The sequence below is a fragment of the Maribacter litoralis genome (assembly GCF_902506355.1).
Taxonomy (GTDB): Bacteria; Bacteroidota; Bacteroidia; order Flavobacteriales; family Flavobacteriaceae; genus Maribacter; species Maribacter litoralis.
Window position 1 is genome coordinate 4,051,351 of record NZ_LR733271.1, and the last position, 25,739, is coordinate 4,077,089.

At 37.1% G+C, this 25,739-nt stretch carries 27 protein-coding genes; 4 read left to right on the forward strand and 23 right to left on the reverse strand.

The window, feature by feature from the left end; translation table 11 throughout:
• Positions 1–6: 6 nt before the first annotated feature.
• The 6 genes from EXIGUO8A_RS17245 to EXIGUO8A_RS17270 form a co-directional block, all read right to left on the reverse strand.
• Positions 7–2,517, reverse strand: coding sequence for a heavy metal translocating P-type ATPase (locus EXIGUO8A_RS17245; protein ID WP_159304129.1), 2,511 nt, complete (start codon positions 2,515–2,517; stop codon positions 7–9).
• A gap of 236 nt (positions 2,518–2,753) precedes the next feature.
• On the reverse strand, positions 2,754–3,338 hold the full coding sequence (locus EXIGUO8A_RS17250; RefSeq protein ID WP_159304130.1) for a DUF3347 domain-containing protein: 585 nt from the start codon (positions 3,336–3,338) through the stop codon (positions 2,754–2,756).
• Between the two features lie 67 nt (positions 3,339–3,405).
• Entirely contained in the window at positions 3,406–3,972 is a 567-nt protein-coding gene (locus EXIGUO8A_RS17255) for a helix-turn-helix domain-containing protein (RefSeq protein ID WP_159304131.1), read from the reverse strand.
• 3 nt (positions 3,973–3,975) lie between these two features.
• On the reverse strand, positions 3,976–5,193 hold the full coding sequence (locus EXIGUO8A_RS17260) for a TolC family protein (protein ID WP_159304132.1): 1,218 nt from the start codon (positions 5,191–5,193) through the stop codon (positions 3,976–3,978).
• Positions 5,190–8,942 carry an efflux RND transporter permease subunit gene (locus EXIGUO8A_RS17265; protein WP_159304133.1) on the reverse strand — a complete coding sequence of 1,251 codons (3,753 nt, stop codon included), beginning with the start codon at positions 8,940–8,942 and terminating at the stop codon, positions 5,190–5,192. The genes EXIGUO8A_RS17260 and EXIGUO8A_RS17265 overlap by 4 nt, the downstream gene beginning before the upstream one ends.
• A 125-nt stretch (positions 8,943–9,067) precedes the next feature.
• Positions 9,068–9,481: an HYC_CC_PP family protein gene (locus tag EXIGUO8A_RS17270; protein ID WP_159304134.1), complete on the reverse strand. Its 414-nt coding sequence runs from the start codon at positions 9,479–9,481 to the stop codon at positions 9,068–9,070.
• Between the two features lie 246 nt (positions 9,482–9,727).
• Between EXIGUO8A_RS17270 and EXIGUO8A_RS17275 the strand changes: the two genes are divergently transcribed.
• Both EXIGUO8A_RS17275 and EXIGUO8A_RS17280 read left to right on the forward strand, forming a co-directional pair.
• Positions 9,728–9,925, forward strand: a complete 198-nt coding sequence (locus EXIGUO8A_RS17275; protein WP_116769158.1) for a hypothetical protein — start codon at positions 9,728–9,730, stop codon at positions 9,923–9,925.
• Positions 9,926–10,019: 94 nt separating this feature from the next.
• Positions 10,020–10,493 (forward strand): FKBP-type peptidyl-prolyl cis-trans isomerase, encoded by a 474-nt coding sequence (locus tag EXIGUO8A_RS17280; protein WP_159304135.1) that lies wholly within the window; start codon positions 10,020–10,022, stop codon positions 10,491–10,493.
• Here EXIGUO8A_RS17280 and EXIGUO8A_RS17285 read toward each other — a convergent pair.
• The 6 genes from EXIGUO8A_RS17285 to EXIGUO8A_RS17310 form a co-directional block, all read right to left on the reverse strand.
• Complete coding sequence (locus EXIGUO8A_RS17285) at positions 10,486–11,739, reverse strand: glycoside hydrolase family protein (protein ID WP_201304135.1); 1,254 nt, start codon at positions 11,737–11,739, stop codon at positions 10,486–10,488. The two genes, EXIGUO8A_RS17280 and EXIGUO8A_RS17285, sit on opposite strands and share 8 nt — an antisense overlap.
• Complete coding sequence (locus tag EXIGUO8A_RS17290; RefSeq protein ID WP_236564512.1) at positions 11,739–12,248, reverse strand: TlpA family protein disulfide reductase; 510 nt, start codon at positions 12,246–12,248, stop codon at positions 11,739–11,741. Before EXIGUO8A_RS17290 ends, EXIGUO8A_RS17285 begins: the two co-directional genes overlap by 1 nt.
• Positions 12,249–12,343: 95 nt before the next feature.
• Positions 12,344–12,772 carry an FKBP-type peptidyl-prolyl cis-trans isomerase gene (locus EXIGUO8A_RS17295; RefSeq protein WP_116769162.1) on the reverse strand — a complete coding sequence of 143 codons (429 nt, stop codon included), beginning with the start codon at positions 12,770–12,772 and terminating at the stop codon, positions 12,344–12,346.
• A 251-nt stretch (positions 12,773–13,023) separates the two neighbouring features.
• The gene (locus EXIGUO8A_RS17300) at positions 13,024–13,563 is read right to left on the reverse strand and encodes a DUF4251 domain-containing protein (RefSeq protein WP_159304136.1); all 540 of its coding nucleotides are present in this window, start codon (positions 13,561–13,563) and stop codon (positions 13,024–13,026) included.
• A gap of 56 nt (positions 13,564–13,619) precedes the next feature.
• Positions 13,620–13,946, reverse strand: a complete 327-nt coding sequence (locus EXIGUO8A_RS17305) for a hypothetical protein (RefSeq protein ID WP_159304137.1) — start codon at positions 13,944–13,946, stop codon at positions 13,620–13,622.
• A 117-nt stretch (positions 13,947–14,063) separates the two neighbouring features.
• A complete protein-coding gene (locus EXIGUO8A_RS17310) occupies positions 14,064–14,396 on the reverse strand; it encodes a hypothetical protein (protein WP_159304138.1) in 333 nt (110 codons plus the stop codon).
• A 232-nt stretch (positions 14,397–14,628) separates the two neighbouring features.
• Here EXIGUO8A_RS17310 and EXIGUO8A_RS17315 point away from each other — a divergent pair, with 232 nt between their 5' ends.
• Positions 14,629–14,931, forward strand: coding sequence for an HPF/RaiA family ribosome-associated protein (locus EXIGUO8A_RS17315; protein ID WP_058102867.1), 303 nt, complete (start codon positions 14,629–14,631; stop codon positions 14,929–14,931).
• A gap of 11 nt (positions 14,932–14,942) precedes the next feature.
• Here EXIGUO8A_RS17315 and EXIGUO8A_RS17320 read toward each other — a convergent pair whose 3' ends face one another.
• Positions 14,943–15,284: a hypothetical protein gene (locus tag EXIGUO8A_RS17320; protein WP_159304139.1), complete on the reverse strand. Its 342-nt coding sequence runs from the start codon at positions 15,282–15,284 to the stop codon at positions 14,943–14,945.
• Positions 15,285–15,592: 308 nt separating this feature from the next.
• On the opposite strand from EXIGUO8A_RS17320, the gene EXIGUO8A_RS17325 reads away from it, so the two are divergent.
• Positions 15,593–16,552, forward strand: coding sequence for a TerC family protein (locus tag EXIGUO8A_RS17325; RefSeq protein ID WP_159304140.1), 960 nt, complete (start codon positions 15,593–15,595; stop codon positions 16,550–16,552).
• 1 nt (position 16,553) lies between these two features.
• Here the strand turns inward: EXIGUO8A_RS17325 and EXIGUO8A_RS17330 are convergent, their stop codons facing one another.
• The 10 genes from EXIGUO8A_RS17330 to EXIGUO8A_RS17375 form a co-directional block, all read right to left on the reverse strand.
• Positions 16,554–16,808: an acyl carrier protein gene (locus EXIGUO8A_RS17330; protein ID WP_159304141.1), complete on the reverse strand. Its 255-nt coding sequence runs from the start codon at positions 16,806–16,808 to the stop codon at positions 16,554–16,556.
• Between the two features lie 53 nt (positions 16,809–16,861).
• Positions 16,862–18,136 (reverse strand): beta-ketoacyl-[acyl-carrier-protein] synthase family protein, encoded by a 1,275-nt coding sequence (locus EXIGUO8A_RS17335; protein WP_159304142.1) that lies wholly within the window; start codon positions 18,134–18,136, stop codon positions 16,862–16,864.
• Complete coding sequence (locus EXIGUO8A_RS17340) at positions 18,129–18,578, reverse strand: 3-hydroxyacyl-ACP dehydratase FabZ family protein (protein WP_159304143.1); 450 nt, start codon at positions 18,576–18,578, stop codon at positions 18,129–18,131. Before EXIGUO8A_RS17340 ends, EXIGUO8A_RS17335 begins: the two co-directional genes overlap by 8 nt.
• Before the next feature lie 10 nt (positions 18,579–18,588).
• Entirely contained in the window at positions 18,589–19,371 is a 783-nt protein-coding gene (locus tag EXIGUO8A_RS17345) for an enoyl-ACP reductase FabI (protein ID WP_201304137.1), read from the reverse strand.
• Positions 19,372–19,384: 13 nt separating this feature from the next.
• On the reverse strand, positions 19,385–20,440 hold the full coding sequence (locus tag EXIGUO8A_RS17350; protein ID WP_159304144.1) for a type III polyketide synthase: 1,056 nt from the start codon (positions 20,438–20,440) through the stop codon (positions 19,385–19,387).
• Positions 20,441–20,463: 23 nt separating this feature from the next.
• A complete protein-coding gene (locus tag EXIGUO8A_RS17355) occupies positions 20,464–21,174 on the reverse strand; it encodes a methyltransferase domain-containing protein (RefSeq protein WP_159304145.1) in 711 nt (236 codons plus the stop codon).
• A complete protein-coding gene (locus EXIGUO8A_RS17360) occupies positions 21,171–22,292 on the reverse strand; it encodes an NAD(P)/FAD-dependent oxidoreductase (RefSeq protein WP_159304146.1) in 1,122 nt (373 codons plus the stop codon). Before EXIGUO8A_RS17360 ends, EXIGUO8A_RS17355 begins: the two co-directional genes overlap by 4 nt.
• Positions 22,293–22,372: 80 nt before the next feature.
• Positions 22,373–23,065, reverse strand: coding sequence for an OmpA family protein (locus EXIGUO8A_RS17365; protein WP_159304147.1), 693 nt, complete (start codon positions 23,063–23,065; stop codon positions 22,373–22,375).
• A 28-nt stretch (positions 23,066–23,093) separates the two neighbouring features.
• Positions 23,094–23,573: a lipocalin family protein gene (locus EXIGUO8A_RS17370; protein ID WP_116770118.1), complete on the reverse strand. Its 480-nt coding sequence runs from the start codon at positions 23,571–23,573 to the stop codon at positions 23,094–23,096.
• Positions 23,574–23,721: 148 nt separating this feature from the next.
• Positions 23,722–25,698 (reverse strand): alpha-ketoacid dehydrogenase subunit alpha/beta, encoded by a 1,977-nt coding sequence (locus tag EXIGUO8A_RS17375; RefSeq protein ID WP_236564513.1) that lies wholly within the window; start codon positions 25,696–25,698, stop codon positions 23,722–23,724.
• Between the last annotated feature and the right edge of the window lie 41 nt (positions 25,699–25,739).

The window sequence follows — 25,739 nt, forward strand, 5'->3', positions numbered from 1 at the left end:
TTTATATCAATCTAAATCTGAACCTCTTAACCTTAATGAATTTGCAATTACCGATACAGAACTAAAACTCATTGCTAAAGCCGCGATCATTGGCGACAACAGTATGCCAAAAAATGGGAATAACACTCCCGCCGCTATGGGCACACCAAGTGTATTATAGATCAAAGCAAAAAAGAGATTTTGTTTTATGTTCTGCATTACTTTATGACTAAGGTTTCTAGCTTTTACAATACCATGTAAATCTCCTTTTACCAATGTGATCATGGCACTTTCAATGGCAACATCCGTTCCTGTGCCCATGGCTATACCCACATCACTTTTAGCCAAGGCAGGAGCATCATTAATACCATCACCGGCCATGGCCACAACCCTACCCTGCTCTTGCAATTTTTCAACTTCATTGAGCTTATTTTCGGGTAACATTTCAGCTTTAAAATCGGTAAGGTTTAATTCACCGGCAACAGCTTGTGCCGTATTGTGGTTATCACCGGTTAACATTATCACCTCTATGCCTTTATCCTGTAGTTCTTTAATGGCCTTTGCACTAGAGGGTTTAATTTTATCACCAATAACAACATACCCTGTTACTTCTTCATTTACCGCTAAGTATGAAACTGTTTTACCTTGCTTTTGATGGTCCTGAACTTCTGATTGCATTTGTGACGATACCGGTGCATTTGCATATTCCATCATTTTAGCATTGCCTAAATAGAGAGACTTACCGTCTACACTACCCTCTACCCCTTTACCTGTTACGGAATTGAACAGTTCTGTTTTAGATATCTCTACCTGTTTCTCTTTTCCATACTTTACCGTGGCTTGGGCCAGTGGATGCTCGCTGGAGTTGTTCAGAGATGCAATTAGATGTAAAATCTCATGCTCTGTATAATCTTTAGAGAAAACCCCTATTTTATCAACAGTTGGTTTTCCTTCTGTAATGGTACCTGTTTTATCAACAATAAGAGTATTTACCTTATCCATTTTCTCAAGTGCTTCAGCATTTTTAATGAGCACCCCGTTTTGAGCTCCTTTACCAACACCGACCATTACTGACATGGGCGTGGCCAACCCTAAAGCACAGGGACAAGCAATTATTAAAACCGCTATTGCATTGACCAAGGCATAAACATACGCAGGATCAGGACCCCAGATCGCCCATACTACAAATGTTATTAGGGAAACAAGGACAACCACCGGCACAAAATACCCGGAAACGGTATCGGCCAACTTTTGTATAGGCGCACGACTACGGCTAGCATCGTTCACCATATGGATAATTTGAGATAAAAGGGTATCACTACCTACCTTTTCCGCCTGCATTAAGAATGATTGGTTTCCGTTTATGGTTCCACTATTAACATGATCACCAACGGTTTTATTAACCGGTATGGGTTCACCAGAGATCATGGACTCGTCCACAGTAATGTCTCCTTCAGTAATCTTACCATCTACAGGAATTTTATCACCTGGCTTAACTCGTAAAACATCTCCTTTTTCAATGGTATCTATAGCTACTTCTTCCTCTTTGCCATCCACAACTTTTATGGCTTTATTTGGGGCAAGTTTCAATAGTTCCTTTACTGCAGAATTTGTTTTGCTATGTGCCCTGGCCTCTAATACCTGACCCATTAATACCAACGTCAATATCACCGTTGCGGCTTCAAAGTACACATGCACTGCACCGGATTCCGTTTTAAATTGTGCTGGAAAAAAATCTGGAAACAACATACCAAAGACACTAAAAAGCCATGCAACACCGGCACCGATACCAATTAAGGTAAACATATTAAGATTCCATGTCCTTATACTTCTATACGCTCTTTCAAAAAACATGCGCGTAGCATAGAACACCACCGGAATTGATAAGGCAAACTGAATCCAGTTCCATTTTTTCTGGGGCATAACCTTATATAACGGGTTATCCGGAATCATTTCGCTCATAGCAATAATGAATATGGGCAAGGTAAATGCTAATGCGATCCAGAATTTTTTGAGCAATTTCTTATAGGTTTTCTCTTCTGCAGAACTATCAGCCTCCATAGGAACCAAATCCATACCACATATAGGACATGATCCCGCTTCATCTTTAACTATTTCTGGGTGCATAGGACAAGTCCACTGTTCTGATGATGTAGAAGAGAGGTTCTGTTCTTCAACCAGGTCCATACCACAAACCGGGCAATCACCCGGCTTATCATATGTTTTATCACCTTCACAATGCATGGGACAATAAAAGGTGCCGTTCCCTTTCTTTGATTTCTTTACATGGTTATCCTTCTTAGATACACCCTTATCAAAAACTTCACTTGAACTATGAATAGAATATGTACCGCCTTCTTTCTCCAGTACGTTCTGAAAAGTCTCTATTGGTATATGCGATTGCATTTCAATAGTTGCCTCCGCTTTTTCTAAATCTACAGATGCATTGGTAACACCATCAACTTTTGAAAGTGTTTGCTCAACATGACTTCGGCATCCGTTACATGTCATTCCGTGTATGTGATAAACGTGTTTCATAATGCACTTTAGTTTAATTTCTTAATCATAAGGTGTAGCATAGAAAACCGATTCTATAACGCCTTACTTGGACTACCATAAATTCAACAATTAATAGGGAACAGCTTAACCTGAACCGAAAAATAACTGTTATTAAACCTTAAAAAATGCCTGATACGGAAGTGATTAAACACTAACCATTAACATAAGAAATACACTTCCTGTACCAGGACTTTATTCTTTACTATCTTTTAAACTTAGTTGATTTCCCTCTGTACCGTACCACATCTCAGCATAGAGCTACCATAATAAGGGTTTAATACAGCTTTCTCTGTGCTTAACCAAGCGGTACCACCATCGTACATTGGACAATACTGCTCATATACCGTACTTTCACTACCTGTAATAGCGATCATATTAGTAATAATTACACTTAAATATTTAAAGTGTTCCCGTTGACTATCTAAATCACTACTTGAAATTTCTACCGCATATTTTTGAGCATCTTCAGCTATGGCAGCTAAGGTTTCTTGTTGACTATCCGTATAAGCGGACTTATTGAGATTACCCAATGAGGCTGCAAGTACACCGCCCATTTTTTTAGCAGAATTGTTATCATCTTCAACCAAAGCATTCTTTAAATTAAAATAATCTTCAAGTACACTTTCTGAACTTACATTCTGTTCACTGCCCATAGTCCCTGTTTCATCCAAAACCTCTTGCTTTTCTACACTTTCTTTAGCCGATGGTGTTGACTTTTTATTGGTTTCTTTGCATGATACTGATAGCATCAAAACAGTAATAAATACCAATGACCCTATATTTCTTTTAGTTGTTTTCATCATATTAGTTTTAATTTCAAATTTATTATCTAGTTAAAAAGTTTTGTGTCATAATTATGGTTCTTATCTACGTAATTCCGTCTAAGGTGTTTCTTCTATTCAACTGATTATTTTTATATTCCGTTAAACTCATACCCGTTTCTTTCTTAAAAAGCCTACTTAAATGATTTACATTGCTATAATCAAGTAATTGTGAAATTTCGGTAAAGTTGTATTCTTGCAATTGCACCAATTCTTTCACCTTTTCCAGCTTAAGTTTTATAAAGTATTTTTCAATAGTAACATTTTCATTAACGGAAAATATCTTACTAATCTTTGAATACTCCAAGCCCATTAAACCCCCTAAATACTTAGACAGTGTATGTTCTAAATGAAACGGTAATGTTTGTAACAACTTAATGAGTTCAATTTTTATTTGTTCTACCAATCGTTGCTCTTGACCAAGTAATATTTCAAAACCATTTTGCTCTAATGCCGATTGTATATTCACAAAGTCATCATTAGAACTTTCTGTATAAGTAATTGTACCTAACTCAATGTTTTTCAATGTAATACCTAACTTTTCAATTTCACTTCTAATGACTTTAATACAGCGACTACACACCATATTCTTTACAAATAATTTCTTGTCCATAGCCTAGTCTATTAAGTAATTAATAATTGCCGATTGCAGGTAGTATTGCTGAATAGATGCTATTTGATTCAACTCAAATTTGAGCTGTAGTTCCTGTATGTCCAACACATCATTAAAGTCAATTGTGCCGGTCTCGTAATTGGCAATTAGAATTTGCTCGGCATCTTTGGCCTGTGCTACATTTTTACTTTGAATGTTGTAGGCTATTCTAGCTTGGTTACGTTCTGAAATAGCTTTAGCGAAAGCAGACTCTAACACATTAAGGCGACTGTTCTTTTGAAACTCTATTTCTTGTTTTCGTAATTCATTTTGCTTGGAAATCGATTTATATCTATGATTAAAAATGGGTACTGAAACTGAAACCATAGGCATTAAAATATCTTTACCATTGTCATCTAAGACCATATCGGTACGTTCGCTGACCGGTAAATAGTCTATACCAAACCCAATTGTAGGTGCACTTTCGCGTTGGTTAAGCAATTCTGACTTTACAACAGACTCATAAAGTTTATCATATTTTAATAGTTCTGGGTTAAGGGCAAGTTTTTCTGTATCTATACCAAAATCTTCATTGGGCATGTCCAATAAGTCAACTATTTCTACAACCGTGGTTGCTTCACTATTGCGTAAAATATTGAAGTTTGCCTGTTCAGAAATAAAAGCTTCTTCTAGTATTTCTATTTGCTGTTGTAGCTCATTCTGGCGAATTTGTAAACGTAAAACATCTACCGCAGAAGCCTTACCCACTTGCACTGAGGTCAATGCCAGGCGCTCATAGGTTTGTAATAGTTGAATATTCTGCTCAAGTATTCTTTGCTTTGAACGTATTAGATATAGCTCATAATATGACCGGGATACCGATAGCGCCAATTTTCTTTTTGCGATAACGATTTCCACATACTCCGAATCTGCCATTGAAGTAGCGTAATTTTCACGGGCGGTAATTGTACCGAACCATGGCAACATTTGTTTTACCCCGATTCGGGCACGTTGTGCACCAACCCTAGTTTCTGGCTCACTTACAAAATAGCCGGCACTTATTTCGGTATTAGGAACCCAAGCCGCCTCATTTACTTTTTCATCCGCAATTTGATATCTTAATTCTAGAGATTGAATCTCAGGATTATTTTCAACTGCTTCTTCTATATACTTTTGTACATGTTGTGCTTTTACAGAAAGAACAACAAACCAAAAACAGAGATTTAGAATACTATTTTTCATCCGTTTAATTTTTTAAGTTGATATTCTTTTTTCCAGCTAAACAATACCGGAACTAAAAAGTATGAAGTAATATCTATAATCATTCCTCCAAATATGGGAATTGCCATAGGTATCATAATATCGCTACCTTTTCCTGTGGAAGTCAATACCGGTAGCAATGCTAATATTGTGGTTACTGTAGTCATTAAACAAGGACGAATACGTTTTCCTGCAGCATCTAAAGTTGCTTTTGTAATTCCTGTTTTGTCCGTTGGTTTCTCACTGTCAAATGTCTGGGTCAAATAGGTTGCCATTACCACACCGTCATCTGTAGCAATACCGAACAAGGCAATAAAGCCTACCCAAACGGCCACACTTAAGTTAATGGTTTTCATATTAAAAAGTGTGCGCAAATTTTCACCGAACAAACTAAAGTTGAAAAACCAATCTTGTCCGTAAAGCCAAATCATTACAAACCCGCCGGCAAAAGCCACTGCTATTCCTGTAAACACCATTAATGAAGTGGTTACCGATCTGAATTGAAAATATAAGATCAAGAAAATAATTAATAGTGCCATAGGTACTACAATAGAAAGAGTTTTCTCTGCTCTTAGTTGGTTTTCGTAAGTTCCCGTAAAGCGATAACTTATGCCTTGAGGTACCGTTAAGCTACCATCTTCAATTTTCCTATCAATTAAAGCTTGTGCATTCTCAACAACATTTACTTCGGCAAAACCATCTAACTTATCGAACAATACATAGCCAATTAAAAAAGTATCTTCACTTTTAATTACCTGCGGACCCTGTTCATACCTAATTGTAACAAGATCACCCAATGGTACTTGAGAACCATTTTTTATAGGAACATATATACTTTTTAAATCATCGGGATTCGACCTTAATTCCCGAGGGTAACGAACCCTAACACCATAACGCTCCCTTCCTTCAACGGTTTGTGTTAATGGCATACCCCCAACAGCAACCTGCAACACCTCTTGCACATCCATAATTGAAAGTCCATAACGTGCTAGCTGATCTCGTTTAATATCAATTAATAGATATGGTTTGCCCACAATGCGATCTGCAAATACAGCTTGCTTTTTGACCCCTTCTACTTCTTTTAAAATAGATTCCAATTGCAGCCCAAAGTTTTCAATGGTATTAAGATCTGGACCTTTCACCTTAATGCCCATTGGCGCACGCATACCGGTCTGCAGCATTACAAGCCTAGTCTCTATAGGTTGTAATTTTGGAGCAGAAGTCACACCTGGAAATTTGGTCACTTTAACGATCTCGTTCCAAATATCATCTGGACTGTTAATTTCGGGGCGCCAATTTCTATAATATGATCCGTCTTCATCTTCGATAAAATCTTTGTTTGTGGCAGTTGTCTTAAGCTGTGAAGCTTTGTAACTGGCATCTTCATTAATCTTGTTATTCGGGTTAATGACAAACTGACCATTTTTGAGAACGAACAAGCCATCATTATTTACCTTGTAGCGTTGTCTATCACCATTACTATTCCGCATATATTCAGACTTATACTGAATCATATTTTCATACATGGATAGCGGAGCTGGATCAAGTGCAGATTCCGTTCTACCAGACTTACCTACCACCGTTTCTATCTCAGGAATACCGGCAACGGCCATATCTAACTGCTGCAATACACGCTTATTCTCTGCTACACCGGCATGTGGCAAAGAAGTGGGCATTAAAAGAAAAGAACCCTCATTAAGGGCCGGCATAAATTCTTTACCCGTATTTCTCATGATCAAGAACCCCAATAGCAAAACAGTAGTGGGAATCGTTAAAAAGAGAAGACGATTATTAAGTGCCCAACGTAGAATTTGATCATAATATCTTCTAAAAACTGCAAAAACACCTAAAAGACCAAAGCAAATAATGGAGACAAAAATCAAGTTCAGAATAATGCTTCGATCAAAACCAAGTGGTCTCCAATACGTCGCCAATAACATTACGATTGCTAAAGTTGAAACACCAATATTGATAAGATTTTCCTGGTTTGTAGAGATAAATGCTTTCAACCTTAAAAAAGCAATTACCCCAAAGGCAACTAACAGCAGACCTAACCAAAATCCATATACAACCGCAGTGATACCAAGTATTACGAAAAGACCGTTAACAACATAGGCCGTACCCGTTTTTATACTTCTTTTTCTGAAAAGAAATGCAGCAATTGGCGGTATTAAGAAAAGAGCAATAACCAGTGATGCCGTTAATGCCATGGTTTTTGTAAATGCCAATGGCCTAAAAAGTTTTCCCTCTGCCCCTATCATGGTAAATACAGGCAAAAAGCTAATGATAGTAGTTAAAACTGCCGTTAATATCGCTCCAGAAACTTCTGAAGTGGCATTATATATAATTTCATTGGTAGTGTATTCTTCCCCATTGGCATTAAGGCGTAGTTTATCGTCCTCTTGATGTCTTATCATATTCTCTGCCAGAATTACACCAACATCTACCATGGTGCCAATAGCGATAGCTATACCCGATAAAGCCACAATGTTAGCGTCTACATTAAAAAGTTTCATTGCTATGAATACCATTAATACGGCAACGGGCAATAATCCTGATATTAGAATAGAAGCACGCAGATTATAAACCATTACAATAATTACAAGAATTGTAATAAGAATCTCCAAGGTTAGGGCCTCATCCAAAGTATGCAAGGTTTCTTGAATAAGTTCTGTACGGTCATAAAATGGTACTATGGTCAATTGAGATGTACGACCGTCTTCTAATATTTTTGAAGGCAATCCGGAAGATATCTCTGTAATTTGTTCCTTTACATTATTAATTACCTCTAACGGATTGGCGCCATACCTAGCCACTACCACTCCACCAGCAACTTCTGCACCTTCCTTATCTAAAATACCTCTTCTGGTTTGTGGACCCAAGTGAACGTTAGCTACATCTTTAACACGTATTGAAACAAAATCTTTCGAGGTAACTACGGCATTCTCTATATCTGCAATTGATTTTATGTAGCCTAAACCTCTAACCAGATATTCCGCCTGATTCATCTCTAAGGTTTGCACCCCAATATCTTGATTAGACTCCTTTACCGCCTTAACTACATCTCCCAATCCAATACCATACTGCCTCATTTTTTCGGGCTCAACATCTATTTGATATTCCTGTACATAACCACCAATAGAAGCTACTTCAGATACCCCGCCTGCCGATGCAAGACCGTACTTTACATAATAATCTTGTATGCTACGTAATTCTTGTAAATCCCAACCACCTGTTACATTACCATCTTTATCACGACCTTCTAAGGTGTACCAGTAAATTTGTCCTAACCCTGTGGCATCTGGACCTAGAGTGGGGTTTACTCCATCCGGTAGCAGACCACTTGGTAGTGAATTTAGTTTTTCAAGAATTCTACTCCGGGTCCAGTAAAATTCAACATTTTCCTCAAAAATGATATATATACTGGAAAAACCGAACATAGATGAGCTACGTATGGTCTTAACCCCCGGTATACCCAAAAGGGTAGTCGTTAAAGGATAGGTAATTTGGTCTTCAATATCTTGAGGAGATCTACCTTCCCATTTGCTGAAAACAATCTGTTGGTTTTCGCCAATATCGGGTATGGCATCTACTGCCACCGGATTAGATGGTAAAATACCCGTGTTCCAATTAAAAGGAGTGCTTACAACACCCCAACATACGAACAAGACCAGTAACAATACAGCAACCAACTTGTTCTCTATGAGAAATTTAATGCTCTTATTTAGCATATATCATTGATATTAAATAGTTAAATCAAAAGTTTAGATGTTAAAACAATAACAAACAAAACATGCCCAAAACAAGTATCCTGTAGGGCTCAGTTTCCGATCAAAAACCGGAACTATTTAATAAATCAAATTAAAAATGTCTGGTGCAGCACTTGCACATTCTGTTTGACAAAAGGAGGGGAATAATCTTTATAGGAAAATTCATTAGAATCAATTCCTTGAAAAAGATTGATATAAGAATAAGTAAATGTAGCCACAAAAACCTGTTGATCAAAAGATAATTGATCAAACGATACTTTCATGCTTTCAGCTCCTTCAACATTCAATTGGGTATCTGTACAACAAGATTTTTCGGTATAAGTAGTGTTATCACAATCAGTTTTAACTTTTTCCATACCGCAAGTCTTCACTTGCTCCATGATAGAAAAATCAACCAGCATATCTCCGCAATAGTGCATGTCGACACTAAATGACATTGTAGATAAAAACACTACAACTGCCATAGTAACAGAGAGAAATTTGTGAATTAACTTTTTCATTATATGCAAAATTACTAATTATAATAATACAAAAGATGCTATTTTGCTTATTCAATTGATTTTATCCGTTACAAAAACCATCTGATTTAATCAAGTACCATCTAAACAAATCGATGAAAGCATATTTTGCATCTCTATTAGCAAAGGTAAAAACCACAACAATTTCAAGTCGTTTTAACAAGGAAAAGTGAAAAAATTAGGATCAATAAAATAAAAACTTTATTTTAGTACAATAATTAATTTAGCGTGACAAAGAAACCAAATTTTGTTCTCCTTTCTGAAAACAATACCTACTACGTAGAATACCTTATTGGGCATCTTGTTTTAGCCAACAGTATTACCGAAGCTGTTATTTTTGAATCGCAATCGCAAGCCCTTAAATTTCAAAAATACTTGTACAAGCATTGTAGTGTCCGTTTCTCGGTAAATACTTTTATCGCCTAACACACCAATATCTAGCTTGATTCAAAAAAAGTCATACATCGGTAAGATGTAAGTCTACACAAACATCAAAAACTTATCATCCAAAAAAAATAAAATGAAATATATCGCATTCCTTTTTTTATTGACTTCCTTGGTTTCTTGTAAACTATCGGATGACACCAATACCACCACTGTTGTTGAACCCATTGATTACACCGAAACCAACGAAGCAGAAATAAATGCTTATCTGGAAGACAATTCGTTAGAATCGCAAAAAACCGCATCGGGTTTACATTATATTATAGAAAATCAAGGTGAGGGTGCAGCACCAACGGCAACATCTAATGTTACAGTGGCTTACAAAGGCTATTTTCTTAACGGGACGGTTTTTGATCAAAGCGAAGAAGGAATCACCATTGGTCTTGATCAAGTTATTTCGGGATGGACGGAAGGTATTCAGTTATTCAACGAAGGTGGCAATGGTATGCTACTGATTCCTGCTCACCTGGGCTATGGTAGTTTTGATTATAATGGAATACCCGGTGGATCGGTATTGGTTTTCGATATTGAACTACTTTCCGTTAATTAAACGAAAACGCTTTTATAGGCATTTTAGCCGTTTTTACTTGAGTGGTCGCTCCTACTTGTTCCGTCCAAGCAAAGAATAAGGTTTCTTCCATTATTTCCATTTGGGGAAATCCTGATTTTCGGGAATCTGCCATTTCGGTAATTACTTGCTTCTGAGAAGTTTTACCGTCGGCACTTACCGCCATTGCCTTGAACAGGGCTACCTTATCATTCACTTCCATCCAACTTACAATAGCCGTCTCCTCATCTGCCCAAAGCACATCTACTCTACCCATAACCTTACCTTCAACAATTATAACAGGTTCTATAAAAGTAGCGCCGCCATCTGAAGAAAATACCAGTTGTACTTTTTGTTTGTTCTCAGCTGCCGTAAACCATGCTACGACCAAATTATTACCCAGTACATCGACTTTTGGTCCGTTCACCGGGCAACCTTTTATTTGCCAATCATCTTCATGTATTACTTTAGGTGCCGTCCACTCCCCTTCTACCTGACGAACAATACTGATATCCCTAATTTCACCATCTGATCGGTCTCTATAAATGACCACGGGTCCATTATCGGTAATAGCAGAAGTAGTTTGGCAGCAATCGCAGGTTTTATCATCTAGCTCGTATTCTTCTATTAGTTTACCGGTTGTAGTCACGATTCCCCCACGCAGCGTCATTGCTCCCCTCTCGCCTTCTTCATTTTCTTCCGTATGTCTACCATCTAACCAATTGACAAAGAAATGGTTCTGATATGGCACTATACTTACAAAACCATGTTCGGTTGGGGTTTCATCAGTATGTAGAGCCAAATCGGTTTTCCATAGCATTTCCCCCTTTGGCTTTATATTCATTTTTATATCATAGGAATAAGTACCCGCGCTGGATTTTTTAAGTATGTGCGACCATAAATTGCCGTTATTTTCAGAAATCATCGGGTAATCTGCCCAATTCACAAACCAATTTGTACCACTTAGTATATTTTGTGCTTCTTGCCACTCGCCATCAATCAATTCTGAGTAATTCATTGTTGACAACGAATCGTTAGGTGATTCTACCCAAGATAATAAGGCTACATCTTTATTGATCACAAGATGTGGCAATGCCGATGTAGTACCTGCAGGAGAATTCATTTCCGTAACCAATTGAGCTGAATTATCCGTTAGAGGATTTATATCTTTTTTTTCGGATGTTTCTTTGCATCCACTTATAAAACTACAAGCAACTAAAAAAATATAGAATAAGGTTGGTTTATGCATTACTGAACCGCTTTGAGTTTTTCGATCATTTCAGGACTATCCCACTTTAATCCGCCATCAAAACGTAATACCTGCTCCCCTACTTCATTATAAATAAATGTTGCCGGTAAGGCACTTACATTTTCTTCGGCATATGCCCCGTTGAATTTTATATAATTCAATTGAAAACCACGGGCTTCCTTAAACTTGTTGATTTTTTCGACCGATTGATCTGATGCAATCAGAAATACGTAATTATCCTTTTCTAAAATAGCTTGTGCCTTTTCCATATCCGGCATTTCCTCAATGCAAGGCCTGCACCAGGTTGCCCAATAATTCAACAATACACGTTTACCCTTGTAATCACTCAATTCAATGGGATTACCTTCTAAATCTTCATAAGTTGCTGTGGGTACTTGCTCTTTGTTATTTTCGGCTGTTACCGATTCTGGCGCCTTGGTCTTCACCTCTTTACAACCTACCACCATGGCAACAGTTAAAACCAAGAAATACAATGTTCTTAAATACATATTCAAATATAATATTTCAAACTATTAAAACAGTTGGTATTGAACCAAAAAAAAACCGCCTATTAGGCGGTTTTTCATTATATAATTTAAGTCTATTACTTGATTTCTACAAGCTCTAGATCAAAGGTCAAATCTTCACCAGCCAATGGGTGATTTGCATCTACTACAATGTCATTTTCATTTACCTCCGCTACACGTAATTGTCTTTCGCTACCGTCTGCATTGGTTGCCATTAACGCCATATTTACTTTTGGCTCTATTTCTGCTGGCAATTCAGATTTTGGTACTGTCTGAAAAAGCTCTTTTTGCTTTTCACCATATGCATCTTCCTTAGCTATAACGATAGTTTTTTTCTCATTCGCTTCCATATCCAATAAACCTTTTTCAAAACCAGGTATTAAACTACCTTGTCCTAATTTTACTTCTAAAGGCTCTCTGTCTACCGAACTATCAAATACTTGACCATCACTTAATTTTCCTGTGTAATGTACACGTACTTGACTATCTGCTTTTACTTTGCTCATACTGTTAATTTCTACTATTTCACTTAATTAAGGCACAAAGGTATTGTTCTCAATAGGGAATAACGAAGAATATGGAAAAACCTTCCCTTTTTAGCCTATTCTTAACATAAATGAAGGGTAAACACACTAAAAACCAACTAATTGCAAGTAATTTGTAATAAAAAAATCTATGATATCTTGTTTATAATGAATAGTGTTGTCAAGTATTGATACTATTTAAATGTATACTTTGATCCATTTCATTTAAAATACTAATCTTTAGAATCTAAAGATTCAATAATACCATTATATTGTATCGTATTTCTATTACTGGTATTCACCGATACCACACAAGATTTATTAGGGTAAACCTGCATGTTCACTGTATACCGGTCTGTACTATTACTTATCTGAAAAGTAACCATATACCTTTGTTTGTCTGCATTAAAAGTTTGATTGTAATCATCAGGAACACCATTAAACTCAACACCATCTGCTGTACCATAAGTTCCTCCAAATTGCCTTTCTCCGTAGTAGGGTAAATTAGCGGATACACTATCATTCGTAACTTTTATGTAATTACCGTTACCGTTTAAATCTATCCTTGAAATATTACTACCTGGCGGCAAAAGACCACTATTGGCAACTGCTGTTAAACTTTGGGTCGCCAAAGGGTTGGAAGATTTTGCCTTAAATTCAAAATTCTTTGAAGACATGATACCATGTATAGGATGCGAATCATCAATTATTGTTTTCGATGATTTGCAACTAAGCAACACACAACTTAAAATGAAATATAAAAATGGTTTCATAAGGTACACTTTTTAATCACCCTATCTACTGCCAATTCTATGCCAAAGGGTGCTGTTTAATCTTCAAATTCTTCCTCTTCGAATTCGGTATTCACTAAAACCGATTTCTCAAAATTGATGTTGCGTGATTCTTTATACAACGCTTTGATCAAACGCTGTCTCTTTCGGTCTGAAATATCCAATGTATCAAGAGCTTTTATTTTTTGTTTTAAAGCCGCTCTCTGTAACATTACAGCGGTCTCATAATTGGGCTCAAACTGAAACATAATTGGTCCTTCATCCTCTTCTGTTGTTTTTGAAGCTGGGGTATTGTTCTGCTGTGAATACAACATACCCGTACAAAAAAATGTGCAGCAAATTGCCAGCCGCATAAATAGTTTCATATCAATTTCATAAGTGTTCTACCTCTAAATTAAGAACATTTATTTAAAATTGTACAGAAACCTGTCACCAGCATAAAAATTGACATCAAATTTACCAATCACCTAAGAAATAAGTATTTAGACGATGTGCCTAGAATCTGCACGTTTTCTAAACTTTAAGGTATACTCCATAAAGTCGAATTCAAGTTCAGAAGTTTCCCTAATATGTAAATTTACCATTTTGTGCTGCTCCGGTAATACGTCATTAGTAGATTTCAAATAATCCAATAGACTTTTATTTGCCTCGGAAAGCTTCTTAATGGTATTTTTTAACCGGAATTTAGTTTCGAACAACGCCATAGTTGTAGGTTCATAAAGATAAGAGTCTACCCTTATTTTAAAGTGTTGAATAGTGTTCTTACACCGTTCTAATTTACCTAAGCACTTTGATTTATCCTGTACATTTTCCATGGCTTTTGATTTAGAAGTAAAAATGTGGGAATTTTACTTCAATTTAAGATAAACACTTCATATTTATACTATGTTTGTGTAAGTTTAACTTTATTTTAAAATGGAACCTATAGTGCTAACATTATTAAAACAAAACAGTTAGCATAGCTTAATATTAATCTTCCTTATTATTAAGATATTTTTAATTGTGAAGCATTTTCAAAATGAGTACCTTAAACTAAACTTATAGCCTATGAATATCAATTTTGAATACGACGATGTAAAAGCCAGCAATCGATTAGAGATTATGGCAGCACAAAAATTAGAGAAATTATTGGACAAGTATGATTTTATTGTAAGATCCGATGTTTTTTTCAAAAAGGAGAATACCTCTTCCCCAGACACAGGTATGGTTTGTAACATACGCTTAAGTGCACCCGGTCCGCGTTTATTCGCACAATCCTCCTCAGCTAGTTTTGAAGCATCCATTGCTTCATCTATAGAGGATTTACATCGGCAATTGGAAAAACGAAAAGCAAAAATGCAGTCTCATTAGACTGCATTTTTTTATTGTTCAATTTCTTTTTCTACCTGGGTATATTCTGCCACCACTTCCTTAATTTTCTCGGAGAAAGGGTTTCGTTTTAGTTCCAATAGTAAACGTTTTCTTTTTCTATCGGATATTTCTACAGAATCCAATATTTCCTTAACGCGATACTGATACGCAATACGACATTGTTTCAATGCAATACGCTCAGAGGCTGTTAATACATAATCTGACTCAAATTGATTTAACAAAGGGCGTTTGGTTACTTGCGCACTAACAGTATCTGAGTTTTGTGCAATAGCAGTGTTCATTCCCAAAAAAAGGCACATGAAAACACCACCCAAAAGAGTTAGTTTTTTCATTTCATATAATTGTTCTAACCGTAAAGTAGCATTTTTAAAGCCAATGGTCAAAAAACTAGAAGCCTACTTGCACTTCATCGAACCTTTTGCTCGCTTTATCTGTAATAGGCAATCTACCAAGCTTTTTAGTCACTTATTGCAAATAGGCTAAAAATATAGGCAAAAGTTGTAATGCTTTTTAAATGCAAACATCACCTTTGCAAAAACGATACGGTATTTAAATAAATGATAATCAAGCATTAACGTTTTAAATAAATGACAGTGCTACTTTCCATTTTTTAATACCTTTGCAACTTCAAAAATTTTATATGATAGTCTGGATTGTCTTTATTGCATTTGTACTTGTATTCCTTGCCTTGGATTTAGGGGTTTTTCACAAGAACGAACATGTTATCAAATCGAAGGAGGCAGGTATCTGGACCGCTATTTGGGTAACTGTTGCCTTGGCATTTAGTGGAGTTATTTATTGGCTTTTCAATGCTGGCATTGTTGACAACCCAACTGCATTGACTCCCAACGACGCCGTTCTAAAATATATAACGGGTTACTTGATCGAGCTTTCATTAAGTGTGGATAACGTTTTTGTTATTGCCGTCATCTTCTCCTCGTTTAAAATTCCACCTTTGTATCAGCACCGTGTATTGTTTTGGGGTATTTTAGGTGCTATCGTATTTAGAGCCTTAATGATTCTCTTCGGTGTTGCCTTAATTACCAAATTCGAATGGATCATATATGTTTTTGGCGTATTCCTGTTATATACCGCCTTTAAAATGTTGAAAGGTGATGATGAAAACTTTGACCCCAAAAACTCTTTTGTATTCAAACAGATTAAAAGAATATACCCGGTGACCACCACATTACATGGTCACGATTTCTTTGTAAAGCGAATGGGACTCAATGCTGCTACGCCTCTTTTTGTTGCTTTAATCGTTATTGAATTGACCGATATTCTCTTCGCGTTAGATAGTATACCCGCAATTTTAGCCATTACAGCCGATCCGTTTATTGTGTTCAGCTCTAATATACTTGCAATTTTAGGCTTACGTTCCATGTACTTCCTTATTTCAAGAATGCTTGAAAAGTTCAGATACATTAATTATAGCCTAGTCGTTATTTTGGCGTTTGTAGGATTAAAGATGTTATTTTCCCATTACGTTCATTTACCAGAATGGGTTTCGTTGACCGTAATTTCCGTTGCACTGATATCCGGTATTCTTGCCTCCACATTAATCAAGGAAAAGGATTCAGAACATAACATCGACAATTAGATTATTTTGCCGATAATTTGGCATCGATAATTGCCATGGCATCACCAACGGTCTGCATGTTCTCCATATCTTCATTTTCAAGGCGGATATCGAAGGCATCCTCAACATCCAATACAATATCCACTAAGTTGGCGGAGTTGATATTGAGGTTGTTCATTAGGTGACTATCTTTCGTAATATCAGTAACCGCTACGTCTTCCGGAAGATATACTTTTATAATGTCTTTTAACTTTTGATATTTTTCCTCTTTAAGCATAAGTATATTTTATTTAAAATACCAATTGGTATGCAAATTTAATTCTCTATATGTTACATTGAAAATGCCTTAAAAATAACACAGGCATTTACATCTCCGAATCCGAAGCTTGCTTTGGCTATCACCCTTGGTTCATAAAATGCTGTTTCTCTCGGAATACAAGACCCAGCAATTACGTCGGTAATCTCTGGGTGTATATCTTCACAATTTATATTTTTAAAAACCACTTTCTCCTTAAACTGAAGAATTGCAGCTACACTTTCAATACTACCTGCTGCAGCTAGACAATGACCGATTACCCCTTTAAACGAATTTATAAACGGAAAGTCTTTACCTTTTCGGTTAAGTGCCTTGCTCCAATTTAATATCTCCAGCCCATCTTTGGTTGTAGCAGTCAAATGTCCGTTAATCACATCAACTTCAGAAGCCTTAATACCCGAATTGGAAATAGCATTACTAATACAGCGTTGTACGGCCATACTATTTGGTGCGGTCATAGATCCTTCATCTATTTGTCCTCCACTATTAATTTCACCCCCTAAGACTTCGGCATAGATGTGTGCACCCCGTTTTTGGGCACTCTCTAAAGATTCCAAAACCAAAGCCCCTGCGCCACTACCAGGTATAAAACCGCTAGCAGTAGCACTCATAGGTCGGCTTGCCTTGGTGGGGTCATTATTATATCCCCTTGGCAAAATACGCATGGCATCAAAACCTCCCCATACATAAGGTCCGCTATCACTACAACTACCGGTCAACATAATTTCTGCCTTCCCTTGACTTATGCGGTCATAAGCCATAATGATACCTTCAGTTCCCGTAGTACATGCGGCGGAATTGGTGGTTACCTGATTACCGCACCCCAACATACCGCCTAAGTAAGCACTGATACCACTCGCCATTGTTTGTATAACCGAAGTACTGCCCAGTCTCCGTACATTACCATCATCAATTAAATGAATGGCTTCCCTAAATTTATCCACTCCCAGAATTCCTGTTCCAAAAATAACTCCGCGGTCCCAGCTTGGCTCATTGGTCAAGTTCTTATCCAGACCAGCATCTTTCCAAGCATCTACACCGGCAATTACTCCGTATACTACTCCAGTTGCGTTTAATCCTCTACGTTCTAGAGGTGTAAAGTAACTATCAATTAGTTTGTCCTTAACCAAAGGTTCTCCCGCTACCTGACAACCAAAACCTAATTTTTCCAAGTTTGGTTGATGCCGAATTCCGCTTTTACCATTTAGTAAAGCCTGAGTAAAATCAGAAAGCCCCACACCATTTGGTGCGCACACTCCTAAACCTGTTATGACCACACGTCTACTCATTTGTAATACTTATCATGCCTGCTAAAGTGCCTTTACAGACCAATTTATCTTCTTCATTATACATTTTCACATTACATTTCAATTTCTGAAACCTAAAATAAACAAGCTCGGAAACCACCCTAACACACTCATCGGGAAATACAGGCAATAAAAATTCCATTTGCGAACTACTCATTCCTATCAGCAAATCATCAAACATTGTGTCTTTCTCCAATAAATGAATACCCAAGCACACCAAGCCAATCTGCGCACAACATTCTGTCAACAACACTCCTGGAGTCACAGGATTGTTTTTAAAATGACCGGTATAAAAACCTGCATCCTCCTTGAATGTATATAAACCCTCTACTCCATCATCATCCAACTGCAAAAGCTTATCTACGAACAAAAATGGCTCTGAATAGGGCAATCGGTCCAAAATCCAACTAAACGATTCGTTCATCATTTTACATTTACATCAAACTTTCTCCCCCATCCACTTTGATAACGGTACCGGTAATCCATTTTGCTTCATCGGTAGTCAACATATATACCGCATTGGCTACATCTTCGGGAGTGGTTAAGCGATTATTGGGGTTTCTCTTTAAACCATTTTCCTTTATCTGCTCAAAACCAGGAATCATAGATAGCGACTTTGTCATGGTAATACCTGCCTGTATACAATTCGCCTTTATCCCCAGTGGGGCAAATTCCAAAGCAATACTTCGTGTTAGTGCCTCTAATGCTACTTTTGCGACCGAAACTGCACCGTAATTGGGCAAAGCTTTGGTATTTCCTTCACTGGTAAAGGAAATTATTCTTGTGTCACTAGCAAACAAATTTGCCGATACCAATGCTTTTGTCCAATCGTACAAACTTAATGCCATGGCATCAAAAGTTATTTTGAAATCCGTAGCGGTTAATGTTGGTGTATCTTTGGAATACATAGGCTTTAACGTGCCTTTTGCCACGCTGTGCACCAAAACCTTAATATGCTCCCCAGATGGTAATTTCTCTTTTATATCAGAAATGATAGCTGTTCGTTTTTCTGCGTTTAAAGCATCTACATTCATAGCTATACATTCATTCCCCATAGCCTTAATTTCCGCAAAGTTCTTTTCAATGACATCCATATCTGCACGTCGATCTCTGTGTAAGATGATGATGTGGTAGCCATGTTTTGCCAATTTCTTTGCGGTTGCCAGTCCCAAACCGCTACTACCTCCTACTATTAATGCCCAGTAATTGTTTTTCATGTCTATAATTATGCTACCATTCTATTAAAACCCGCTGTGCCGAAAACCCCGGACCAAAACTGAGAATTAAACCTTGTTCTCCTATCGGTATATTTTTTTCTATAAAGCGCTCTAAAACATATAGAACAGTAGCACTGCTCATATTACCATACAGTCTTAAAACTTCTCGGGTATCATCAATATTCTTTCCTAAAGCACCGAATAACGATTCAACGGTCTGTACTATTTTCTTTCCTCCGGGATGAAATACCAAATGATCTACTTTCTGAATGTTACTTCCATACTTTTCTAAAAAAGGATGAACGATTTTTTCAAAATGGTTGGATATCGTTTCCGGAACTGCCGGATCAAGTATCATTTTTAATCCGTGATTGGTCAGGTCGAAGCCCATCATCTGTGTGGCATCTTTAAAGTGATACATCTCTTCCCCTATAATCCTTGGTCCTACTGCATCTTCTTCAGAAGACAACAATACACAGGCAGCACCATCACCAAAAATTGCTGCGCTGACCATATTTGCCATGGAATAATCTTGCAACTGAAAGGTAGCGGTGGGACTTTCTACGGATACCAAAGCAATGCGTTTACCCGAATTCGACTTTAAAAAATTGTGCGCATAAATAAGACCGGAAACCCCAGCGGCACATCCCATTTCCGTTACGGGCAATCGAACCACATCTTGTCGCATTTCCAATTCGTTGATCAAATATGCATCTAAGGACGGAATCATAATACCTGTACAACTTACCGTAATAATATAGTCAATGGATGAAGGTTTCCAATCTGTTTTTTGCAACGCGTTTCTTAAAACATTGGCTCCCATTCGCTTTGCCTCTCTACTATAAATCTTGTTTTTATCTTCAAAGGATGTTGAGACAAAAACGTCTTCTGGAGGCATTATAGAGTAACGTTTGTCCACTGCCGCACCTTCAAAAATTTTAACCACTTTTCTAGAGAACCGCTCATCTTGACCGCTTAGCCACAACTCCACAAGCGGAATAATATCCTTGGTATTTCTAGAATACGGTGGTAACTCCTTGGCAACACTAACAATTCTTGTGTAATTCATAGCTTTTCTTAATCTTCAATCTACTACTTCTTTTTTAAAATCCATACATATCTAAATGCCCATTTCCATTGTATTTGGTGTGATGCATTGCAAACTCGTTGTGCAAAACTTAACAATTCCTCTTTTTTAAATGCCCTACGGATGGATAACAAACCATCTTTTCTTCCGACTTCGGTTTTTATAAAAAACAAACTGAATGCTTTAAATAAATAATAAGCAACGGGACTGCGCTGCAAATCATTGATCACAACCCCAAGTGATGCCAACTCTACAAATCGATTTACAAACTGCTGTACGCCTTCATCTGTAAAATGGTGAAGGGTTAAGGTGGTCATGACCACATCAATATGTAAATCTGAAAAATCTGTTGCTAAAACATCGGCATGGATATAACTTATTTCTGGAAAATCAATTGAACACTCCCGTGCCAGTTGCAATGCTTTCCCATTTAAATCCACCCCAACGAGCTTTAGATCGATTTGTTTATTTTTTGCTTCCGTTGCCAGCTTTCTTAGCATAGTTCCATCGGCACAACCCATATCCAATATCGTATACGATTTTTTATTTTCACTCTTAAGTAACTCAAAAACAGCTTTTAAGGTAATCTTATAACCGCCCAGCAGCTTGTTTACCCTATTAATATCGTTCAGAATAACCTCAAGCTCAGCAACTGTCCCCGAAAAGGTATCCATAACCTCTATTTCATCACTTCTATGTTTAAAATCTACCGTCATGATATCAATTCTCCATGTGTTTTAGAAATTATGAACTTCAATATCGAATTCGATCTGCCAAAAGATTTTAATCCGAAAGAGACCAGTCTGTCATTCATTAATACCTTTTGTAATTGTCTACCAAACCACAACCTTCTACTAAATGCAATTGACCAAGCTTTTTTATAATCTTGCTCTAACGCTGAACGACCATACCCCTTTTCGTCAAAAAATCGAACTATCAGTTCTGAAGCAATTTTGGCACTATGAATAGCCATCGCCATACCATTTCCACAAAGCGGATGTATAAGACCGGCCGTATCTCCACACATAAGAATATGGTCTACGACACTATCTTTCTTATCAAATGAAATTTGGGCTATAGTTAACGGAGTTTCAAATACGGGTTGTGCATTATGCAAAAAATCTTTGAGCAACGGATTTTCCGCAACTACTTTCTTAGTAAAGCTATGTACATCTTTATATTTCTTAAAACTTTTGTAATGGGCTAGATAGCAAAAATTTATAGCTCCGGTTTCCGTTTGGGACAAGCCGCCATAACCACCTTTAAAATTATGTAATGCCACTAATTCCGAAGGAAAATCAGAAATGCGATAATGAGCTTTTACAGCTAACCACGACTGCTTTTGCTTACTAAAAGGTCTATTTAGGTTTTTGTCTAATACAGAGCGTTTTCCGTAGGCTCCAATGACAATTTTAGTAGTAAAAGTTTGGTTTTTTGTATCAACTATGAAATAATCTTCTTTATAGGTAGTAGCAATCACTTTTTCAAAGTAAAAAAAGACCCCAAGTTCTTTTGCCCGTTGAAACAATAGATTGTCAAAAGCATACCTGCTTATTCCCAATCCGCCCAATGGTAAATCGGTCTCAAGTAAAAGTCCATCTGAAGTGCTAATGTTGAACCGGGAAATATCAATAGCACCACTTGCTTGTAAATTGACACCTAAACGTTGTAAATAGGGTACAATCTCCTTAGATACGTATTCACCACAAACTTTGTGATGTGGATATGACTGCATTTCTAGAACGGCAACATTTAATCCATTTAAAGCTAAATGAATAGCAGCGGTCAACCCCGCCAAACCACCACCGATAATAAGTATGTCGTGTTCCTTCACTGCATGGAAGTTACACCAAAAACAAAAAAGCCCTGCAATGCAGGGCTTTTATTTTTAACTCAATACAAAACTGAAAATTATTAGTTTGTTTGCATTTTTGCCTCTTGTTTTAACGACTCACTAGCTACAATTGCTAATTCTACACGTCTATTCTTTGCTTTACCTTCAGCAGTTGAGTTATCACCTACAGGTTGTGCCTCTCCATACCACTTGGTATCAAAACGACTGGCATCTATACCTTGACTTATCAAATAATTGGTTACCGACTCTGCTCTTTGCTTTGAAAGATTTAGGTTATACTCTTCAGCACCTGCGCTATCTGTATGACCTTCTACCAATATATTAGATTGAGGGTATTCTTTAAAAATACTCACTAATTTATTCAAAGTGGTCGCAGAAGTACCTTGTACATTAGATTTGTTCGTGTCAAAATATACTCCGGCATCTTGATTGAAAGTAACATTAATACCTTCACCGACTCTTTTTACTTCTGCTCCAGGTATTTCTTCTTCAATACGTTCAGCTTGACGGTCCATTCTATTACCGATATATCCACCGGCTGCACCACCAATAGCAGCACCTAATATTGCACCTAAAGCAGTGTTGTTTCCACTACCAACATTGTTTCCTAAAATTCCACCGATTACCGCACCGCCCGATGCACCAATTACAGCTCCTTTTTGTGTTTTATTTGCGTTTTTGACCGTACTACAGCTCATTACCAAGGCAAGAGCAAGAATGTAACTAGTTCTACGTAATATCATTGTTTTCATATACTTAATTTAATTTTTGAGTAGGTTTTTATTTTTTACTGAATTCATAAACAACGTTAACTGGTGCGCCTTCTACCATCACATTAGATTTTAAGGTCATAGCATATTCCGTTAGGTTTTCAATATTTAAACGGTAACCTGCACCACCTGATATGTCTTGATTTTTTTCGTTTATGAACTTAAACTGTAATTGACTGGTATAATTTTCTTCACGTTCTACAACAGACCATCTTATATAACGATCACCTCCTGTACAAAAGGTAGATTGGTCAATGGTATATCGACCAGTACTGTTATTGTCGCGAAAGAACCATTCACTGCCCTCTAAACAAATATCTTCAACATCGTTGAACAGTACAGCTTTTACATTGCCCGTATTGCCTTCAAAAGAAACATTGTTTAAAGTCCAAGTACCGCTTAATAAGTTTCGTTTAGCCCTTGCATCCTTTGAAACTGAACATGAGGAGATTAAGAGTACGGCACTAAAAAGCAAAATTATTTTTTTCATAAGTAAATTATTTAGGTTTGATCTATATACGTTGATCGTCATTTTTTGGACGGATTATTTTTTAACTTTTCGACCAAATGACTCAGCAAAGATGCTTTTAAATATCAATACCTATTACCTCTTTTAACAATTTTGTTGACCGGTATCCTTAATAAGCGATTAGTTCAAGAAGTTCATTTTCAAATCTAGATTTGGCAAGATATTGTTCTTCTAGTTTGGCATTGAACGGAATAGGCGTCTCTAAACTTGCCACTCTTTTGATTGGTCCGTCCAAATACTCGAAACAATTTTCCGTGACCATCGCAGAAATATCACTCGCAATGCCCCCAAAAAGGCTATCCTCTTGCAAAATGATGACTTTACCGGTTCTTATAACAGAATCAAAGATTGCTCTGGTATCCAAAGGCTGAAGGGTTCGTAAATCCAATAAGTCTGCCCTAATATCGGCATGCTTATCTAAAACATCCAATGCCCAATGAACGCCGGCACCGTATGTAATTATAGTAATTTGATCACCCTGTCTTAGTCGACTGGCTTCACCCAGCGGTAATGTATAATAGTCTACCGGTACCTCTTGATAAATACTTCTGTACAATCCTTTATGTTCAAAGAACAATACAGGGTTGGGATCTTCTATAGAGGTAGCCAACAACCCCTTTGCATCATATGGAAAAGCCGGATACACCACTTTTAAACCAGGAGTCTTGGTAAACCAAGCTTCATTGGTCTGAGAATGAAAAGGCCCAGCCGCTACACCGCCACCACAAGGCATTCTAATAACTACATCTGCTTTTTCTCCCCATCTATAATAGCTCTTCGCCAAATAATTGACAATCGGGTTGAAACCGCTACTTGCAAAATCTGCAAATTGCATTTCCATAACTGCTTTCATACCGTTAATGGATAAGCCCATAGAAGTAGAAACTATTGCCGATTCGCATATTGGGGTATTACGCACTCTTTCTTTCCCAAAGTCATTTATAAAACCCTCTGTAATTTTAAAAACCCCACCATACTCGGCAACATCTTGCCCCATGATAACTAGGTTGTTAAATTTCAACATAGACTGTCTTAATCCTTCTGAAATAGCGTCTACCAACCTTATATTCGTAACAAATTTACTTGGTCTAACTTCTTTTAAATCAAATTTTTGATATACATCATTTAATTCTTTAGTTGCATTAGGTACAATATGGTCTTCAGAAAAAGCAATTCGTAAATGCTCATCAATTTCTGCTTGAATATCTGCTTTATACTTGGCAATACTTTTTTGCGTTAATAGGTTTTCATCCAATAGGTATTTTGTGAAATTCTCCAATGGATCTTTTTCGGCCCACGTATCTAAAAGCGCTTGGGGAACATATTTTGTTCCGCTAGCTTCTTCATGCCCTCGCATACGAAACGTTTTGAACTCTAATAGTACGGGTCTTGGATTTATACGCATGTCCCTCACCAAATGCGACACTTTAAAATAGACTTCTAAAATATTATTTCCATCAATGATGTGAGATTCCATTCCATAACCAATACCCTTATCGGCAATATCATTGCATTTAAACTGTTCATTTGTTGGAGTTGATAAACCGTAGCCATTGTTCTCTACGCAGAAAAGTACAGGTAAATCCCAGACAGCCGCGACATTTAAGGCTTCATGAAAATCACCTTCGCTAGTTGCCCCTTCTCCTGTAAAAACTGCCGTAACTTTCTTTTCATTTTTTAATTTATGTGCTAGCGCAATACCATCGGCAACACCCAATTGCGGACCTAAATGCGAGATCATACCTACAATTTTAAAGTCTTGCGATCCAAAATGAAAACTTCTGTCCCTACCTTGGGTAAATCCGCTTGCCTTACCTTGCCATTGCGCGAATAATCTGTACAATGGAATTTCTCTTGTAGTAAACACACCTAAGTTTCTATGCATGGGTAAAATGTACTCATCGTTCTTCAAAGCCGATGTAACCCCAATTGAAATAGCCTCTTGACCAATACCGCTAAACCATTTTGAAATTTTGCCCTGTCGTAAAAGAATCAACATTTTCTCCTCTACCATTCGAGGTTTAAGCATTGATTTATAAAGTGTTAACTTAACGTCTTTAGTTACTTTAAAATCGGTATAATTCATTGATAAGGTCAGTTTTGACTATTAAACCATAAATGTAACAA

What these genes read in the sequence shown, in the direction of transcription:
- EXIGUO8A_RS17365 (WP_159304147.1), bottom strand. Translation starts at nt 23,065, where the DNA reads ATGAAAACAATGATATTACGTAGAACTAGTTACATTCTTGCTCTTGCC.
- EXIGUO8A_RS17300 (WP_159304136.1), bottom strand. Translation starts at nt 13,563, where the DNA reads ATGAAACCATTTTTATATTTCATTTTAAGTTGTGTGTTGCTTAGTTGC.
- EXIGUO8A_RS17305 (WP_159304137.1), bottom strand. Translation starts at nt 13,946, where the DNA reads ATGAAACTATTTATGCGGCTGGCAATTTGCTGCACATTTTTTTGTACG.
- EXIGUO8A_RS17295 (WP_116769162.1), bottom strand. Translation starts at nt 12,772, where the DNA reads ATGAGCAAAGTAAAAGCAGATAGTCAAGTACGTGTACATTACACAGGA.
- EXIGUO8A_RS17310 (WP_159304138.1), bottom strand. Translation starts at nt 14,396, where the DNA reads ATGGAAAATGTACAGGATAAATCAAAGTGCTTAGGTAAATTAGAACGG.
- EXIGUO8A_RS17335 (WP_159304142.1), bottom strand. Translation starts at nt 18,136, where the DNA reads ATGAGTAGACGTGTGGTCATAACAGGTTTAGGAGTGTGCGCACCAAAT.
- EXIGUO8A_RS17290 (WP_236564512.1), bottom strand. Translation starts at nt 12,248, where the DNA reads ATGTATTTAAGAACATTGTATTTCTTGGTTTTAACTGTTGCCATGGTG.
- EXIGUO8A_RS17260 (WP_159304132.1), bottom strand. Translation starts at nt 5,193, where the DNA reads ATGAAAAATAGTATTCTAAATCTCTGTTTTTGGTTTGTTGTTCTTTCT.
- EXIGUO8A_RS17280 (WP_159304135.1), top strand. Translation starts at nt 10,020, where the DNA reads ATGAAATATATCGCATTCCTTTTTTTATTGACTTCCTTGGTTTCTTGT.
- EXIGUO8A_RS17345 (WP_201304137.1), bottom strand. Translation starts at nt 19,371, where the DNA reads ATGAAAAACAATTACTGGGCATTAATAGTAGGAGGTAGTAGCGGTTTG.
- EXIGUO8A_RS17325 (WP_159304140.1), top strand. Translation starts at nt 15,593, where the DNA reads ATGATAGTCTGGATTGTCTTTATTGCATTTGTACTTGTATTCCTTGCC.
- EXIGUO8A_RS17355 (WP_159304145.1), bottom strand. Translation starts at nt 21,174, where the DNA reads ATGACGGTAGATTTTAAACATAGAAGTGATGAAATAGAGGTTATGGAT.
- EXIGUO8A_RS17350 (WP_159304144.1), bottom strand. Translation starts at nt 20,440, where the DNA reads ATGAATTACACAAGAATTGTTAGTGTTGCCAAGGAGTTACCACCGTAT.
- EXIGUO8A_RS17245 (WP_159304129.1), bottom strand. Translation starts at nt 2,517, where the DNA reads ATGAAACACGTTTATCACATACACGGAATGACATGTAACGGATGCCGA.
- EXIGUO8A_RS17315 (WP_058102867.1), top strand. Translation starts at nt 14,629, where the DNA reads ATGAATATCAATTTTGAATACGACGATGTAAAAGCCAGCAATCGATTA.
- EXIGUO8A_RS17255 (WP_159304131.1), bottom strand. Translation starts at nt 3,972, where the DNA reads ATGGACAAGAAATTATTTGTAAAGAATATGGTGTGTAGTCGCTGTATT.
- EXIGUO8A_RS17250 (WP_159304130.1), bottom strand. Translation starts at nt 3,338, where the DNA reads ATGAAAACAACTAAAAGAAATATAGGGTCATTGGTATTTATTACTGTT.
- EXIGUO8A_RS17265 (WP_159304133.1), bottom strand. Translation starts at nt 8,942, where the DNA reads ATGCTAAATAAGAGCATTAAATTTCTCATAGAGAACAAGTTGGTTGCT.
- EXIGUO8A_RS17320 (WP_159304139.1), bottom strand. Translation starts at nt 15,284, where the DNA reads ATGAAAAAACTAACTCTTTTGGGTGGTGTTTTCATGTGCCTTTTTTTG.
- EXIGUO8A_RS17370 (WP_116770118.1), bottom strand. Translation starts at nt 23,573, where the DNA reads ATGAAAAAAATAATTTTGCTTTTTAGTGCCGTACTCTTAATCTCCTCA.
- EXIGUO8A_RS17375 (WP_236564513.1), bottom strand. Translation starts at nt 25,698, where the DNA reads ATGAATTATACCGATTTTAAAGTAACTAAAGACGTTAAGTTAACACTT.
- EXIGUO8A_RS17270 (WP_159304134.1), bottom strand. Translation starts at nt 9,481, where the DNA reads ATGAAAAAGTTAATTCACAAATTTCTCTCTGTTACTATGGCAGTTGTA.
- EXIGUO8A_RS17285 (WP_201304135.1), bottom strand. Translation starts at nt 11,739, where the DNA reads ATGCATAAACCAACCTTATTCTATATTTTTTTAGTTGCTTGTAGTTTT.
- EXIGUO8A_RS17330 (WP_159304141.1), bottom strand. Translation starts at nt 16,808, where the DNA reads ATGCTTAAAGAGGAAAAATATCAAAAGTTAAAAGACATTATAAAAGTA.
- EXIGUO8A_RS17340 (WP_159304143.1), bottom strand. Translation starts at nt 18,578, where the DNA reads ATGAACGAATCGTTTAGTTGGATTTTGGACCGATTGCCCTATTCAGAG.